This window comes from Kluyvera sp. CRP, from assembly GCF_019930565.1.
Classification (GTDB): Bacteria; Pseudomonadota; Gammaproteobacteria; order Enterobacterales; family Enterobacteriaceae; genus Kluyvera; species Kluyvera georgiana_A.
Map to the genome: position 1 here is coordinate 3,328,547 of NZ_CP082841.1, position 16,264 is coordinate 3,344,810.

At 52.8% G+C, this 16,264-nt stretch carries 13 protein-coding genes, 1 pseudogene and 1 other annotated feature; of the genes and pseudogenes, 6 read left to right on the top strand and 8 right to left on the bottom strand.

The window, feature by feature from the left end:
• Window positions 1-187: 187 nt before the first annotated feature.
• The 3 genes and pseudogenes from K7B04_RS15750 to K7B04_RS15760 all read left to right on the top strand — a co-directional run.
• A complete protein-coding gene (locus tag K7B04_RS15750) occupies window positions 188-907 on the top strand; it encodes a hypothetical protein (protein ID WP_223802461.1) in 720 nt (239 codons plus the stop codon).
• A gap of 176 nt (window positions 908-1,083) precedes the next feature.
• Window positions 1,084-1,263 (top strand): hypothetical protein, encoded by a 180-nt coding sequence (locus K7B04_RS15755; protein WP_163445631.1) that lies wholly within the window; start codon window positions 1,084-1,086, stop codon window positions 1,261-1,263.
• Between the two features lie 239 nt (window positions 1,264-1,502).
• A pseudogene (locus K7B04_RS15760) lies at window positions 1,503-1,712 on the top strand (phage terminase large subunit family protein); the annotation flags it as partial.
• Between the two features lie 398 nt (window positions 1,713-2,110).
• On the opposite strand, the gene K7B04_RS15770 reads toward K7B04_RS15760, so the two are convergent.
• The gene (locus K7B04_RS15770; protein WP_163445632.1) at window positions 2,111-3,229 is read right to left on the bottom strand and encodes a phosphoethanolamine transferase; all 1,119 of its coding nucleotides are present in this window, start codon (window positions 3,227-3,229) and stop codon (window positions 2,111-2,113) included.
• Between the two features lie 975 nt (window positions 3,230-4,204).
• Window positions 4,205-5,686 (bottom strand): UbiD family decarboxylase, encoded by a 1,482-nt coding sequence (locus tag K7B04_RS15775; RefSeq protein ID WP_223802462.1) that lies wholly within the window; start codon window positions 5,684-5,686, stop codon window positions 4,205-4,207.
• 113 nt (window positions 5,687-5,799) lie between these two features.
• Between K7B04_RS15775 and K7B04_RS15780 the strand changes: the two genes are divergently transcribed.
• A complete protein-coding gene (locus tag K7B04_RS15780; RefSeq protein ID WP_223802463.1) occupies window positions 5,800-6,699 on the top strand; it encodes a LysR substrate-binding domain-containing protein in 900 nt (299 codons plus the stop codon).
• A 17-nt stretch (window positions 6,700-6,716) separates the two neighbouring features.
• On the opposite strand, the gene K7B04_RS15785 is transcribed toward K7B04_RS15780, so the two are convergent.
• The 6 genes from K7B04_RS15785 to K7B04_RS15810 form a co-directional block, all read right to left on the bottom strand.
• Complete coding sequence (locus K7B04_RS15785) at window positions 6,717-7,352, bottom strand: LysE family translocator (RefSeq protein ID WP_163448899.1); 636 nt, start codon at window positions 7,350-7,352, stop codon at window positions 6,717-6,719.
• A gap of 351 nt (window positions 7,353-7,703) precedes the next feature.
• On the bottom strand, window positions 7,704-8,513 hold the full coding sequence (gene trpA, locus K7B04_RS15790; protein WP_163448900.1) for a tryptophan synthase subunit alpha: 810 nt from the start codon (window positions 8,511-8,513) through the stop codon (window positions 7,704-7,706).
• Window positions 8,513-9,706, bottom strand: coding sequence for a tryptophan synthase subunit beta (gene trpB, locus K7B04_RS15795; protein WP_163448901.1), 1,194 nt, complete (start codon window positions 9,704-9,706; stop codon window positions 8,513-8,515). The genes trpA and trpB overlap by 1 nt, the downstream gene beginning before the upstream one ends.
• Before the next feature lie 9 nt (window positions 9,707-9,715).
• On the bottom strand, window positions 9,716-11,074 hold the full coding sequence (trpCF, locus tag K7B04_RS15800; RefSeq protein ID WP_223802464.1) for a bifunctional indole-3-glycerol-phosphate synthase TrpC/phosphoribosylanthranilate isomerase TrpF: 1,359 nt from the start codon (window positions 11,072-11,074) through the stop codon (window positions 9,716-9,718).
• A 3-nt stretch (window positions 11,075-11,077) separates the two neighbouring features.
• Window positions 11,078-12,673 carry a bifunctional anthranilate synthase glutamate amidotransferase component TrpG/anthranilate phosphoribosyltransferase TrpD gene (gene trpD, locus K7B04_RS15805; RefSeq protein ID WP_163448903.1) on the bottom strand — a complete coding sequence of 532 codons (1,596 nt, stop codon included), beginning with the start codon at window positions 12,671-12,673 and terminating at the stop codon, window positions 11,078-11,080.
• The gene (locus K7B04_RS15810; protein ID WP_223802465.1) at window positions 12,673-14,235 is read right to left on the bottom strand and encodes an anthranilate synthase component 1; all 1,563 of its coding nucleotides are present in this window, start codon (window positions 14,233-14,235) and stop codon (window positions 12,673-12,675) included. The genes trpD and K7B04_RS15810 overlap by 1 nt, the downstream gene beginning before the upstream one ends.
• Window positions 14,236-14,269: 34 nt before the next feature.
• Window positions 14,270-14,362, bottom strand: a sequence feature (Trp leader region).
• A gap of 165 nt (window positions 14,363-14,527) precedes the next feature.
• Here K7B04_RS15810 and rnm point away from each other — a divergent pair.
• Together rnm and K7B04_RS15820 are read left to right on the top strand one after the other, a co-directional pair.
• Window positions 14,528-15,409 carry an RNase AM gene (gene rnm / locus K7B04_RS15815; RefSeq protein WP_223802466.1) on the top strand — a complete coding sequence of 294 codons (882 nt, stop codon included), beginning with the start codon at window positions 14,528-14,530 and terminating at the stop codon, window positions 15,407-15,409.
• Entirely contained in the window at window positions 15,406-16,026 is a 621-nt protein-coding gene (locus K7B04_RS15820) for an L-threonylcarbamoyladenylate synthase (RefSeq protein ID WP_163448906.1), read from the top strand. The genes rnm and K7B04_RS15820 overlap by 4 nt, the downstream gene beginning before the upstream one ends.
• The last annotated feature ends 238 nt before the right edge of the window (window positions 16,027-16,264 follow it).

Sequence of the window (16,264 nt, forward strand, 5' to 3'; positions counted from 1 at the left end):
TCTTTACATGATAGATCTTTCTTTTCTTCCTGTTCAGGTATGTCATACCGATTCAATTGTATAGTATATAAATCTATATTTCATGTTTTACGCAATATTCCTTCCAATAAATTAGCGTGACAGTGGATTATAATTTTGTTTGGCTAGAGAGTATTCTGAATACTGAGTCCATCAAGGGGGAGGTATCTTGTTGCCCGGGATTACGTTGCCGAGCTATGTGGAAGAGCCGGTGCAGGGCGTGGCGGGTATTCACGTTAGTTCTAGTCAGGAATGGAAAACAGGAAGAGGCGGTCGTATCTTCCTGTTTAAGTGGGGCATGATAGTGACTTATAGCATTGAGACCAGCAATAACTACATGCGGTTCGCCCTGGAATCTTTGTATCTGCAAAACAGATATTCTCATCGAACCTGCATTATTGATGTTACTTCGTTTTATTCTATAAAGGATATTATTCACTGCGTCAGGCGGAATGTTTATAGCACACGATTTATGTTTATTGGCGATGCCGGCGTGCATTCTCGGGCATTGTTGCCTCTCATCACAATAGAAAGTAAATGGCCATTGTCCAGATATTACGAAGCAATCCGCCACTGTCCTGGTGTTGACTACGAAACGGTTATGGATATTCTGTTAGCGCATAGGAATATGGAGCATTTCTCACACCGAGAAAAAACGACGGTTTACGGACTGTTGCTTAAAGACTCTATGATTGATGCAGCAAATGAAATTGGTGTACGTCCCAAGTTGTTTTATCAACGAGTCGATCGATTGGCTAAGATGCTAAATATGCGCAGTCGTCTTCAGGTACTTCAGTTTTTTAAGTACGAGTATCATCCCAGTTTTGTGCTTGCGAAGATCAACAATCAGGTCAGGGTGTCCGTAAGGAAGCAGTTAAGTACCTGGTAAAGCAATATCAGATCGATACAAACCACTTCGGTGGGTTTTTACTTCAAAAATGCATTTATGTAATTGATCATTTTTCCCTGTAGATTATTTGTGTCTTTATACGGCATTTTGTAAGGAAGCTTAGTTAAGTGCTTTTGTTAATTCGACGCTAATTATGGCTGTTGCTGGGGATAGCTGTGGAAAAAGAACATAATATGCCCGATCGTGGGTATGTCATCATTAGGTGTGATAATAGTGTTATTGTCGCCAGACTTGCATCATTTGCCAGCGCCATTATATACCGAAGCGGCGATATGATATCCTTCATGCCATTACAACCGGATGAAATTGTTGGTACACCATCGTTATTCGCATAAACGATTTAAATGGCGAAATCCTGACCTGGTCAGCTGATTCCATCGGGTTCTGTGAAACTCCAGTTATAGACCTGAACAACCTATACCTGCTGCGCAGCGGAGACACCATGGGGCAAAACATACAAGCCCCGATTTACTCTATGATGTGTAGCCAGGTCAGCGATTTCTTTTAGTCTTTTTTCTACCGAGGTGAGGAATGAAAAAGGGTTGGTTCTACCAGGATGAACTGATCGCCTAAGAAGCCGATGAACTGCCTGGCGCCCCGGGAGTACGACGTGGTGGTTTTTGTTGGCCCGGCACGTACTGGTAAGACAATTGACCTGATTGATGGCTGGGTGGGTTACAACATCGTATGCGATCCGTCTGTATGCTCATTGTGCAGATGACGGAAGAAAAAGCACGTGAACACTAGAAAAAAACGCCTGGCAAGAACTTTCCATGCCAGCCCGTAGGTTGCGCCGTCCTCTGATTTCAAATGTGTCGCGTTGACGGATTATAATTCAGGATTTTGTTGTTGGTAATGATCAGCCGACCTTTCCGGATCCTGCCAGAATGCCGCTTATTAATGAAGTTTATCAGGGCACCATTTCTTCGCTTGAGGTTCCGCCGGAACAGCCTGACCAATTCATCGCACACTTGGTGATCCCGGCCAGCAGGGGCGATTTAACGCTGCAAAACCTTGTATAGATGGTCCCGGTTTCATTGAGAAACGTACGGAAGTTAGCAAACAGCGACAGTGATCAGAACAACAAAACGGTGAGCTACGATTACGCATAACAAAGCCCGGCATAACCAGGCATTGGTAAACGTGAAATAACTGCTGAAAGTCAAATAATTACCATGCTTATTATTTAAGCCCTGACTTTAAATCGTTCGTGATGTCTATCGCAGGGTCATTCACTTTGTACGCCTGTTTACTTAAACCATAATCTTGTGTACTGGATATACCATCAAACAAGTTATAGGGGCTAATTGAATCGCCAGTGATGCCCATCCAGTTAGCCAGACCATTAACAAACATCAGACCTGATTTCTGCGATGTAACGACAGTTCTCTTATCATCGTCAGATGATATTTTAACCAAGGGGATGTCGTGATGGTATTTACTGGTATAGTTATTATTGAGCTTAATCTCACCATTTATTTCACGATGGACCAGTCCATGATCTGAAAAATAAATCATAGAAAATGACCGGCCTTTGTTATTACTCTTCAATATATTATAAGTTTCTTTTAAAAAATCGTCTGTTTGCCTGATGCTAGAAATATAACAAGCAATATAATTATTTATCCTGGAGCGGGATTTGTACTGAACATCCATGTCTTTGATTCTGTCACAGACATTAGGATGAGAACCCATTGTATGCAACACAATAAATCTTTTTTTATTCGTACTCCGGGATAAGATGTTAGTTAACTTTCGTAATAGCACTGAATCCTGGATGTTAGATTCGTCGTATCCCTGAAATTTAGTAAAGTAGGAGTATCCGGCATTTTTGGCAATGGCCGATACGGGAGAGTCCCATTCACCAAACTGGCCCTGATTGGATAACCAGTAGGACTCAATACCAGCCTGGTTTACCATCCCCATGATATTCTTGTTGTAGTGTGGTTGCCTGCTGTAAGGGTCTCCTTGAGTCAGCATCATGCGTAAAGAACCTATGGTGTAGGTATCTCCGGATGTCAGGCCATTAACGATGACACCATTCACACTGTCCAGAAATGGTGTGTTTTCTACAGGATAGCCATATACATGAAAATAATCTCTCCTGGCACTTTCCCCAATAATCAGAATATAGTCATCATATTTTGATTCATTTGTCAGATTAACATCATTCCAGTCATTTTTGTATACATATTTAGATAGTTCAGCCTGATCAGCATTAAAGTTCTTAATAGAATTTTCAGCTTTTTTTATGAAAATAAGTGCGCCGGACGAGATTGTCAGGATAATTGCGACTAGCATAACGTAAGTTCTGTTTTTAATAGGTCGTATTTTAAATTTATATGATAGCAAGTGTAATGCATAAAAAAGAATAGGGATCGAAATTGCATATATATATGATTTGTAAGGTATCAATGTAAGAAACTCAAAACTTTCCTGACCGTCAGTAGCAAATAAAGAGGATACGTACTGATATGATGGATATCCGTAAGTAAATCCTATAGGGGCATACAGAGCAACAATTATCGATGCCGGGAGGGTAATGAGGTAATATGATTTTTTTGATCCCAAAGTAAAACTTGTTAACAACAGAAGAACAATGACGTTGAAGACTTCCGGGTGAGAATCACCCGTCGCCCTTAAGGTAAATTTTGACAATAAAAAAAGAGAAAAAAGAAAGCATGTTATCAATATGCACTGCTTGAATTGTTTTATCATGATCTCTGGTTATTTCAATGCTGGATGTATGGTTTTTGATTATTTTACATAGAGTATGACGAATAATCACCTTGTTTTTACAGGTCTGATATTTTTACTTAGCTTGCTATCATATCGGAAATAAAACTATATCGAACATTTCTACGATAGAGTGAGTCAGGAAAAGGAAAATAGTGCACGAGTCGCCCGTTATTTGGGCATCATTAACTGTTCGCAGTAGTACACTTACACTCAGACACCCGGGCTACGTGTTTCGGGCGGTTGGGGAAAATAGCTCAATAGCATAAGCGTTGGGGAAGTTGAATGGAGAGGACGCTTACGTTAGTGAAATAACTGGGTATGAAGAAGATATCGGTACTGCCTGCCAAACGCTGTGGTCGTAGGCTGTATAAAATGTCCTGGTATCTTGTGTTGGTCATTATTCAGGATGATGCACGCATGTGTAGATGCATCAACAGGCGACGTTATACAGTAAGTATCCTTGGTGTGCTCTTTGGTAAAACTGGCCAGTATATGGCCAGTTTTTTTCACGCTAAAACTTCATCGCGGCAGTCACCGCTATTTATTGAACAGATCAGGTGCCCAGGGTGTGGGATCAACATCCATAAACGGTGCGCGTTCAAACCGGGACTTCAGCGCCCATGGAACGGTGCAGTCAAATATGGTCTTACAGGTGATGCCGTTGGCGCGGATGGAGTGACTGTAATCCGGCGCTTGAGACGGATCCAACTGATGACCGCGAAGTCCCGGCAGATTGGTGATGCTGACGTCACCCTGCATTCGGGTAGTCATGGCCCAGAGAATGTCATCACTGTCGAAAATATCGACGTCTTCATCGACGAGAATAATGTTCTTAAGCTCGGAATAGGTGGCTAACGCAATGAGTGCCGCCTGGCCCTGACGTCCTTCATCTGACGGTTGACGCTTTTTCACCTGCAAAATACCGAGGAATTTACCGCCACCGGCGGTATGCGCGTACACGTTTTGCAGAAAGCCGGGAATTGCCTCTTCAACGGCGTTGCGAATGCTGGCTTCCGTTGGCAGCCCGGCAAGCGTGGTGTGCTCTTCACCCGGCCCCACTAGCGTTTGTAAAATCGCCTGGTGACGCATGGTGACCGCTTTCACTTTAATAACGGGTAACGAGGGGTTGGCTTCGCCACAGTAGCCGGGGAACTCCGGCATAGCGTGTCCGCTATCGGTATGCTGATCTTCTCTGACGCGAACGCCGGGCAGCAGCTCGCCTTCAATAATGATCTCCGCGCGGGCAATCGCCTTTTCCTGGACCGCCAGGCCTTGTACCAGCTCCACCGGCTGCTGGCGTAATGCGCCAGCGACGCCCAGCTCGTTGTAACCAAAGGGCGTGGTAGGGGCTTCAAAACAGGCGCCAATATAGATAGCCGGATCCAGACCCATATTGATGGTCACTGGCAGCGGCTTGCCTGCTGCTTCTGCTTTTTGACGGAACACTTCAATATGGCGACCGGCAGCAAGAAACATCGATAGCTCGTCGCGTTCCTGTACGCAGAGACGATGGATGGTCACGTCGGTCAGTGAAGCATCTTCAGGATCGCTTGCCAGCACCAGCCCAAGACAGAAGAACGGGCCTGCATCAATGGGGGTGTTGGTCGGGGCCGGGAGAAGTTTACGCAGATCGAAGTCAGGATCGTCTGCGTAAAACACCTGTTCCTGGCAGGGTGCCTGCGAGGCCGGAACGACGATGGGGGCAATCGGCGCTTTGACCGCCTGGCCGACGTGCTGCGCGAGCTTTGCGGGTTCACAGCCTAACAGTAGCGCGGCTCTTTCCCGGCTGGCATGCATACCGACAAGAATTCGGGAGCTTGGGTAGCCTTTAATGTTATTGAACATCATGGCAGGGCCAATGCGGGTCGGTCGTTTTACCGTACCGCCTGCACCGATATGACGGTAAACACCTGCCAGTTCTGCATTGGGATCAACGGGATGATCGGTTTCAATATACTGGCCCTCGTGGCGCTGGAGTAATGCGATAGCGCTTCTGAGATCGTTAATCTGGTTTTTCATGTTTTGCTCCTGCTAATCAATACCCCTATTTTTATTCGAACGAGACAGATCATCAATTGCATCATTTATGCTATTTTGATATTAATTTTATTATCAATTTTTGGGTGTGAGTGATGCAATTTCGACTGATGCGCAATTTCATTGTGGTGGCTGAAGAACTCCACATGCATCGAGCCGCAGAGCGGCTAAATATGGCGCAACCGGCACTGAGTCAGCAGATTAAAACCCTGGAGGAGCGTTTAGGGGTCACGCTGTTTAGTCGCGCAAACCGCCGTTTGACGTTGACGCCTGCCGGCACCGCATTTCTCAAGAAAGCCAGAATTGCCATCGCCATGGCCGAGCAGGCCGCTGTTGATGCCAGACAGACGGCCAGAGGCGAGCAGGGGGTACTGAATCTGGGCTGCGTGTCGAGTGTGATGCTCGATAGCAAGCTGCCAGCCTGTTTGCGCCAACTGCACGCGCAGTGGCCAGCCATCTCCATTTCAATGATGACGGGCAATGTGCAAAATCTCTACACCGCCGTGCAGAGCAACCAGCTGGATGTGGCCATCATCCGCGCACCGATTCCGGTTCTGCCGGAAGACCTGCAAAGCCGCGCTTTTACGACAGAAAAAACGGTGTTGGCGATCGGCAAGCAGCATCCTCTGGCGGGCTCATCGGCGCTGACGCTGGCTTCCGTTAAAGACGATAAGTGGATTTCCTTGCGGGATCCCGAAGGGGTAGGCCTGGAGCAATATCTCTATGATGCCTGTCATAGTGCGGGTTTTCAGCCGCATGTTATCCAGAATGCGAGCGACGTACTCACTGTGCTTAGCCTGGTTTCCGCCGGCTTCGGCATCGCGTTGCTGCCCGTTTCCGCGAGGGCGGTCAGCCTGGAGAATGTCGTCTATGTCGATATCATCGACAGGCTGGAGGAGAGCGAACTCACCCTGGTGTGTCATCGAATCATTCGCTCAGAGGTCCTGAATAAATTTCTACGAACGCTTGAACGTCCCTGCAAGGGCGTGGAGTGATGCTGCTCCACCGGGCGTTATGATGGCCCGCGCTCGGAGGCAATCTTTACCGCGAGCCCGGTCAAAACGCCCCCCATTAGCCAGCGCTGGATGATGCCAAACGACGGACGGCGCACCAGAAATAACGCGATGGTCCCTGCCGAGATTGCCACCATGGCGTTTATCGAAACGCTGATCACAATCTGCGTCATGCCGAGCAACAACGATTGCCCCAGTACGCTGCCGTGCGCCGGGTTGATAAACTGGGGTAGCAGCGACAGATAGACGATGGCAATTTTAGGATTGAGCAGGTTGGTCAGAAACCCCATCAGGAACAGCTTGCGAGGGCTGTGTCGGGGTAATTCCTTCAATTGAAACGGCGAGCGCCCGCCGGGGCGCACGGACTGCCATGCCATCCACAGCAGATAAAGCACGCCAGCAATGCGCAGCGCGTCGTAGGCATAGGGAACGGCCATCATCAGCGCGGTCAGGCCGAAAGCGGCACAGACCATATAGAAGATAAAGCCAAGCGCCACGCCACCAAGAGAGACCAGCCCGGCCGCTCGCCCCTGAGAGATGGAACGAGAGATGAGATAGATCATATTGGGCCCTGGCGTGAGCGCCATACCAAGCGAGACGAGCGCGAAAGCGAGAATGTTATGGGACTCTGACATGACGGACTCCTGCGAGGCGATGTTTTTTTATCCTATGCGATTCTGTTTTTTTCCGCGAGGCAATTGTTAGTAGGGGATTCATTCAGGTCGCAGGTACGTTTATATCTGTATGGCACGGCGGTCGGACTAAAAAAAAGCCCGCATTGGATGCGGGCAAAAATACTGGAAGCAATGTGAGCAATGTCGTACCGAATATCTGAGTGTTTAACTCAACTATTCGGTAATGAGAAAGATAATGCTTCTCATTTAATATATCAACCCTGTTTTTTGTGTGTAGACAGAATGGCGTCGGCCAGCATGGAAAGGGGGAAGCTGGAAGGCCGCCCAGAGGATGCCGGGCGGCCTGAGAGGTTACGCTGCTTTTGTCGCTGCTTTCATGCTTTGGACAAAGCTTTTCAGTTCATTGAGCATCGCCTGCGGATTCTCGACGTTGCGTTCGATTATCTTCACAATTGCCGAACCGGAAATGGCCCCGGCGGCTCCGGCATCAATTGATGCCGCAACCTGATCCGGCGCAGAAATCCCAAAGCCCTGCAGCGGCGGTGCGGCGTTGTACTCTGCCAGCTTCGCGACCAGATGGTGCAGCGGCAGGGCGGCGCGGGTTTCGGTGCCCGTTACGCCTGCGCGGGAAAGCAGATAAGTGTAACCACGTCCATGTTCGGCAATCTGGCGCAGTAAATCATCATCGGCATTTGGCGGGCAGATGAAAATTGGCGCGACGTTGTGACGCAGGGCCGCCTGACGGAACGGTGCGGATTCTTCCACCGGCACATCAGCAACCAGTACTGAATCCACGCCGACGCGAGCGCATTCCGCGTAGAACTCATCGATACCACGGTTGAATACCAGGTTTGCATACATCAGCAAGCCGATTGGGATGGCTGGGTATTTCTGGCGAATCGCCGCCAGCATTTCGAAACACTGGGTTGGGGTTACCCCCGAAGCAAATGCGCGCAGGGTCGCGTTCTGGATGGTTGGACCGTCAGCCAGCGGATCGGAGAACGGAATGCCCAGCTCCAGGGCGTCGGCACCGCCTTCGATCAGCGCATCAATGATTTTTAGCGACTGCTCCGGGTTCGGGTCACCTAAGGTCACGAAGGGGACAAAGGCGCCTTCCTTGCGGGCCTTCAGTTGGGCAAACAGGTTGTCGTAGCGTTCCATCAGATTTCCCCTCGCGCTTTCAGAATATCGTGTACGGTAAAGATGTCTTTGTCGCCGCGGCCGGACAGGTTCACTACCAGCAGCTGCTCTTTTTCCGGGTTTTCGCGCATCATTTTCAGCGCGTGGGCCAGGGCGTGGGATGACTCCAGCGCCGGGATAATCCCTTCGTGACGGCTAAGCTCTTTGAAGGCATCGAGCGCTTCATTATCGGTAATCGACACGTACTCGGCGCGACCAATGCTGTTGAGGAAGGCGTGCTGCGGGCCGACGGACGGGAAGTCGAGACCGGCAGAGATCGAGTAAGATTCTTCAATCTGGCCTTCGTCAGTCTGCATCATCGGTGATTTCATGCCGAAGTAGATGCCCACGCGGCCATGCTTCAGCGGTGCGCCGTGCTCGCCGGTTTCGATACCGTGACCGGCCGGTTCTACGCCAATCAGGCCGACGCTGGTCTCGTCAATAAAGTCGGCGAACATACCGATGGCGTTGGAGCCGCCGCCGACGCAGGCAATCACCGCATCCGGCAGACGACCTTCTTTTTCACGCACCTGCACTTTGGTCTCTTCACCGATCATGCGCTGGAACTCACGCACGATGGTTGGGAATGGGTGTGGGCCCGCGGCGGTACCGAGCATATAGTGCGCGGTTTCGTAGCTGCCAGACCAGTCGCGCAGCGCTTCGTTACAGGCATCTTTCAGGGTCGCGGAGCCACTGTGTACCGCGATAACCTCCGCGCCCATCAGGCGCATACGGAACACGTTCGGTGACTGACGCTCGATATCTTTAGCGCCCATATAGATACGGCACTTCAGGCCGAGCAGGGCACAGGCAAGCGCAGAAGCCACGCCGTGCTGACCGGCGCCGGTTTCGGCGATGATTTCGGTTTTGCCCATTCGTTTTGCCAGCAGCGCCTGACCCAGCACCTGGTTGGTTTTGTGCGCGCCGCCGTGGAGCAGGTCTTCACGCTTGAGGTACAGCGTGGTTTTGGTGCCCGCCGTCAGGTTGCGGCACTTAGTGAGCGCCGTTGGGCGGCCAGCATAGTTTTTCAGCAGGTCGGTAAATTCGGCCTGGAAGTCAGGATCTTTCTGCGCGCTAACAAACGCTTCTTCCAGCTGGCGCAGGGCCGGCATCAGAATCTGCGGAACGTACATACCGCCAAATTCGCCGAAATAGGGGTTCAGTAAAGTACTCATTATTGCTCCTTAATATGCGCGCAGCGTCTGAAATACCGAGGCCAGTTTGCTGGCGTCTTTAATACCCGGTTTTGACTCGACACCTGAATTGAAATCCAGCCCGGCACAGCCGCTTTTGGCTGCGTCTACGCAGTTGTCTGCGCTTAACCCACCGGCCAGCATCACGTTGCTGAGATCCTGACCTTGTAACAGAGACCAATCAAAACGCTGACCGGTGCCGCCCTGACCATTGTCGAAGAGATATTTGTCGACATGATTCAGATTGCGCGGCGGCAGTGTGTCGGCCACGCTCAGCGCTTTCCAGATTTGCACGCTATCCGGCAATTCCGCACGCAGAGCGTCAATATAGGTCTGGTCTTCATCACCGTGCAGTTGCACCGCGCTCAGCGATAGCGTGGTGGCAAGCGCGATCACCTCGGCTTGCGGCGTATTGCGAAACACGCCGACGTAGCTCAGCGGCGCGGCGGCCATCACCTCACGGGCCTGCTCCACGCTGACCGCACGCGGTGACGCGGGAACGAAAATCAGCCCGCCGTAAATCGCGCCGGCCTCATAGGCCGCCTGGGCATCCTGAGCGCGGGTCAGCCCACAGACTTTATTTTCCCCCAGCAGCACGCGGCGGACGGCGGCATTGAGGTCATCATGAGACATCATCGCCGAACCAATCAGAAAGCCGTTGGCGAAGTGCGCCAGCTCGCGAACCTGCGCGTTGGTGTTAATCCCGGACTCGCTGATAACCGTCACATCGTGCCCCAGACGCGGCGCCAGCTGGCGGGTACGGTTGAGGTCGATAGAGAGGTCACGCAGATCGCGGTTATTAATGCCGACGACTTTGGCCTTCAGCGCAATGGCGCGTTCCAGCTCTTCCTCGTTGCTCACTTCAGTCAGCACGCCCATATTCAGACTGTGCGCTACGGCGGCAAGCTGGCGATACTGCTCGTCGTCCAGCACCGAGAGCATCAGCAGGCAGGCATCCGCCTGATGGAAGCGCGCCAGGTAGATCTGGTAAGCGTCGATGATAAAGTCTTTGCACAGAATCGGCTGCGGCGCGATTTGGCTGACGATTGGCAGGAAATCGAAGCTGCCCTGGAAATACTTCTCGTCAGTTAAAACCGAAATCGCCGAAGCGTAGTGTTTGTACACGTTGGCAATACGCGCCGGGTCGAAATCATCACGGATCACCCCTTTCGACGGCGAGGCTTTTTTACATTCCAGAATAAATGCGGTGCGGGTGCCGCGCAGCGCGTCATAGAAACTACGCTGGCTTGGCTGCACGTCGTTCTGGAACGAGGCTAACGGTTGTTGTTGTTTGCGGGCTGCTACCCAAATCGCTTTATCGGCCACGATTTTTGCTAATACGGTCTGCATTTTTTATCCTCTTGCCGCTAATGCGGTGACGCGGTCGTAGGCTGCGCCGCTGTGTAGCACATCCAGCACTTGCTTGACGTTGGCCTTCAGGTCTTCATGACCGTAAAGACGCATCAACATGGCGACGTTTACCGCCACAGCAGATTCATGCGCAGCTTCACCTTTACCTTGTAGTAAGCGCGTCAGAATGTCACGGTTTTCTTCCGGGGTGCCGCCTGCCAGTTCGGCCTGATGGTAAGGCTTGAGGCCGAAGTCATCCGCAGTAAGCTGGTAGCTCTTAATTTCCCCGTTATTCAGCTCGGCAACCACCGTTGGCGCATGGAGCGAGACTTCATCCATCCCGCCGCTGTGGACTACTGCCGCACGTTCATAACCCAGTACACGCAGGGTTTCGGCGATCGGCAGTACCAGTTCCGGACTGTAAACGCCAATCAGCGCCAGCGGCGGGTGCGCCGGGTTAATCAACGGGCCCAGCACGTTGAACAGGGTGCGGGTTTTCAGCTGTTGGCGAACCGGCATCGCATGGCGGAAACCGGTGTGGTATTTCGGTGCGAACAGGAAGCACACGCCGAGTTCATCCAGCGCCTGACGCGATTTGTCGGCGTTCATATCCAGATTAATGCCGAAGGCGGCCAGCAGATCGGAAGAGCCCGATTTGCTGGAGACGCTGCGGTTGCCGTGCTTGGCGACTTTTAGCCCACATGCGGCGGCGACAAAAGCGCTGGCAGTGGAGATATTGATGCTGTTGCTGCCGTCGCCGCCGGTGCCGACGATATCGGCAAACGGGTAGTCCGGACGCGGGAACGGCGCGGCGTTTTCCAGCAGCGCGGTGGCGGCACCGGCGATTTCATTCGGGCTTTCGCCACGAATTTTCATGCTCACCAGCGCGGCGGCCAGCTGCTCTGGCTTCACTTCACCGCGCACTACGGCGGAGAACAGCACGTGACTTTCCTGCTGGCTCAGCGTTTGTGCCTGATACAGTTTTTCCAGAATTGGCTGGAGTGTGTTGCTCTGCTCCAGCTTCTGCAGCGCCCATGCCAGGGTTTGTTCCAGCAGCCGTGCGCCCTGAGTGGTGAGGATCGATTCCGGATGGAACTGGAAACCGCAAACGCGATCGGCATCGTGCCGGACCGCCATCACCATTCCGTTAAAGTGGGCGTTGATGGTTAAGCCTGCCGGAATATTGCTGCCTACCAGCGAGTGGTAGCGGGCGACCGGCAGCGGGTTGCTTAAGCCGTCGAACATCGCCTGACCGTCGTGTTCAATGCTGGAGGCTTTACCATGCAGAATTTCGCCAGCCTGGCCGACATAGCCGCCGTAGGCTTCAACAATTGCCTGATGGCCAAGACAGATGCCGATAATGGGCAGCTTGCCGCGCATGCGCGTCAGCAGCTCCGGCATGCAGCCCGCTTCAGAGGGGGCTCCCGGGCCGGGAGAGAGCATCAGCACCGGGTTGTCCATGGTGCCGAGGCGGTCGATTAAGGTTTGTGCCGGAACGTGGTTACGGTAAATCACCACGTTGTGCCCATTTGCGCGCAGCTGATCTGCCAGGTTGTACGTAAAGGAGTCGATATTATCGAGCAGCAGAATGTCAGCCATCAGAAAATCTCCTGTGCATGATGGGCGGTGGCGATGGCGCGCAGAACTGCACGCGCTTTATTACGGGTTTCATCGGCTTCAGACTGTGGGACAGAATCCAGCACCACGCCTGCTCCGGCCTGTACGGTGGCGATCCCGTTTTCAACAAACGCTGAACGAATAACGATGCAGGTGTCGAGGTCACCGTGGGCGGTAAAGTAACCCACCGCGCCGCCGTAGCTGCCGCGGCGTTTACCTTCGGCGGCGGCAATCAGCTGCATCGCACGGACTTTCGGTGCGCCGCTGAGGGTGCCCATATTCATGCAGGCGCGATACGCGTGCAGTACATCGAGGTCCTGACGCAGCTCGCCAACTACGCGCGAGACGAGGTGCATCACGAAAGAGTAACGGTCTACTTTTGTCAGATCGGCCACGTAGCGGCTGCCCGGCGTACAGATGCGGGCCAGATCGTTACGCGCGAGGTCAACCAGCATCAGATGCTCGGACAGCTCTTTGTGGTCGGTCCGCATCTCCAGCTCAATGCGGCTGTCGAGGTCGCGATCCAGCGAGCCGTCGGCGCGGCGGCCGCGCGGTCGGGTACCGGCAATCGGGTAGATTTCAATCTGACGGTTGGTGGCATCGTACTTCAGCGAACTTTCCGGCGACGCGCCGAACAGGGTGAAGTCGTTATCCTGCATAAAGAACATGTACGGGCTTGGGTTGCTCTTTTTCAGCACATCATAGGCTGCCAGCGGGGAAGGGCACGGCAGCGAGAAGCGGCGAGACGGCACCACCTGGAAAATTTCTCCGGCGCGAATGGCTTTCTGCATTTTGCGCACCACGTCGCCGTACTCTTCGTCGCTTTGATTGGTTTCGCAGCGCATCTCTTTAATGGTGTGTACCGGCAGAGCTGTCGGCGGTTCATTCAGTTGCTGGCGTACCTGCGCGATACGCTGAAGCAAACGATCTTTTTCCGACTCAGACGGGGTAAACAGACTCGCCTGAATACGCGTGTTTTTAGTCTGATGGTCGATTACCAGCAGCGTTTCGGCCAGATAGAAGCAGTAGTCCGGGCAGGCCGTGTCGCTTTCAAGCTGCGGTAAATCCTCAAAACCGGCGACCAGGTCGTAAGCGAACAGGCCGCCGAAGAACATCGCTTCACGCTCGTCCTGCGGAACGTCGACCAGCTCTTGCAGCAGGCGGAAGGCGTCAAACACCGACAGCGAGCACAGGCGGGCATCTTCATCCAGTAGCGTGCTGACCGACGGGAAACGCAGCACGCGGCTGTTCGGCTGGCGAATGTTCTCGACGCCTGCAGGCAGCACGGCATCGAGCAGCGGCAGCAGGGAGGCGCCGTTATCGGAAAGCGCCTGCATCGTGACGGTATCGCCCAGTGCGGTGATGCGCAGCGCGCTATCGACCAGCAGCAGGCTTTTTAAGTCGTTTTTACTGTCAATATCGGCTGATTCAAGCAGCAGCGTCGCCGGACGCGCGCCGCACAGCTGGTGGAACAGTGCGGTGGGGTTTTCACGGTAAATCGCGTCGCTGGTCAGAAGCTCGAGCATAGGTTTTTGTGTTTGCATCGTTGTTCTCGCCTGTTCTGTCTTTTTTTTGCTTAATAAAAAGCCCGCTCATTGGCGGGCTGGGTATCTGTATGCTTAACGCAGACGTGATGACTCCGCCCTATCGGGAAGTACGCCACCAACCGCCGTGCAGAGCAATCATTTTACGTGTCATTTGCAGATACCTTACTAAGTGAACTTGCGTACTAGTTAACTAGTTCGAAGGGGCAAAGTCAACCCCTGATTTCAGAATTTCCCGTAATCCCGCTATGATAGGCCGCTAACAACGCTGAGTCGTATTAAGGAAGCCGTTTTGAGCGATACCAATTACGCAGTGATTTACGATCTGCACAGCCACACCATCGCCTCGGATGGCCGCCTGACACCGGAAGAACTGGTGCACCGTGCCGGGGAGATGCGGGTGGGGACGCTCGCTATCACCGATCACGACACCGTGGATGGCATCCCTCGCGCGCAGGCGGAAATTGCCCGCGCCGGGCTGCCGCTCACGCTGATTACCGGCGTGGAAATTTCTACGCTGTGGGAAAATCATGAAATTCATATCGTTGGGCTGAATATCGATATTGCCAACCCGACGCTCACCGCCTTTTTAAACGCACAGATCGATCGCCGCCAGCAGCGCGGACAAATGATCGCCGAGCGCCTGGAGAAAGCGCATATTCCCGGCGCCTGGGAAGCCGCGCTGAAAATGGCTGAAGGCGGCGCGGTGACCCGCGGCCACTTTGCCCGTTTCCTGGTCGAGCAGGGTAAAGCCAGCAATATCGGCGATGTTTTCAAAAAATATCTCGCGCGTGGGAAAACCGGTTACGTTCCGCCGCAGTGGTGTACAATAAAGGAAGCTATTGATGTCATTCATCATTCGGGTGGGGTAGCGGTTATTGCTCACCCGGGGCGGTACAATCTGTCCGCCAAGTGGCTGAAAAGATTGCTGGCACACTTTAGTGAACACGGCGGCGACGCGATGGAAGTTGCCCAGTGCCAGCAGGCGCCGCACGAGCGCGCTCAGCTTGCCACCTATGCCCGCGAATACAGTTTACTGGCGTCACAAGGGTCGGATTTCCATCAACCCTGCCCGTGGATTGAGCTGGGCCGCAAACTGTGGTTACCCGCAGGCGTCGAGGGAGTCTGGCAGCGCTGGGAGCAGCCGCAGAATACAACTGAGAGGGAAGCATGAGTCAGTTTTTTTATATCCATCCGGATAACCCGCAGCCGCGTCTGATTAATCAGGCGGTTGATATTGTGCGTAAGGGGGGCGTCATCGTCTACCCAACCGATTCCGGCTACGCGCTGGGCTGCAAAATTGAAGACAAAGGCGCGATGGAGCGGATTTGCCGCATCCGTCATCTGCCGGACGGCCACAACTTCACGCTGATGTGCCGCGATTTGTCCGAGTTGTCGACTTACTCCTACGTCGACAACGTGGCGTTTCGTCTGATGAAAAACAACACGCCGGGCAACTACACCTTTATCCTGAAAGGGACCAAAGAAGTGCCGCGTCGCCTGCTGCAAGAGAAACGTAAAACGATTGGCATGCGCGTGCCGTCTAACCCGATAGCCCAGGCGCTGCTCGAGACCTTAGGCGAGCCGATGCTCTCCACCTCATTGATGCTGCCGGGCAGTGAATTTACCGAGTCTGATCCGGAAGAGATTAAAGACCGTCTGGAAAAGCAGGTGGATTTGATCATCCACGGTGGTTATCTGGGCCAGCAACCGACCACGGTGATTGACCTGACCGAAGACTCGCCGGTTGTGCTGCGTGAAGGCGTCGGTGACGTGAAGCCGTTCCTGTGATGTCCTGAACCCGGCAGTTGCCGGGTTATTCCCATGTCATGCGCCGATTTGCCCCTTCCTCAATAAAAGGCCAGGAACAAGCTGCCCATTTCTTCTAAAATTCGTGTAGTATGTGCGGTCACCATTTTGGGTGGGTAGCCTCGTTGCCATTAAAGCGCCGCTGCCTGCCTGCTTATGCGGCCCGGTGCATACTCCCGCGTTGCTAATGAAGTCTCAAGACGCCTGTGAAGGCGACACC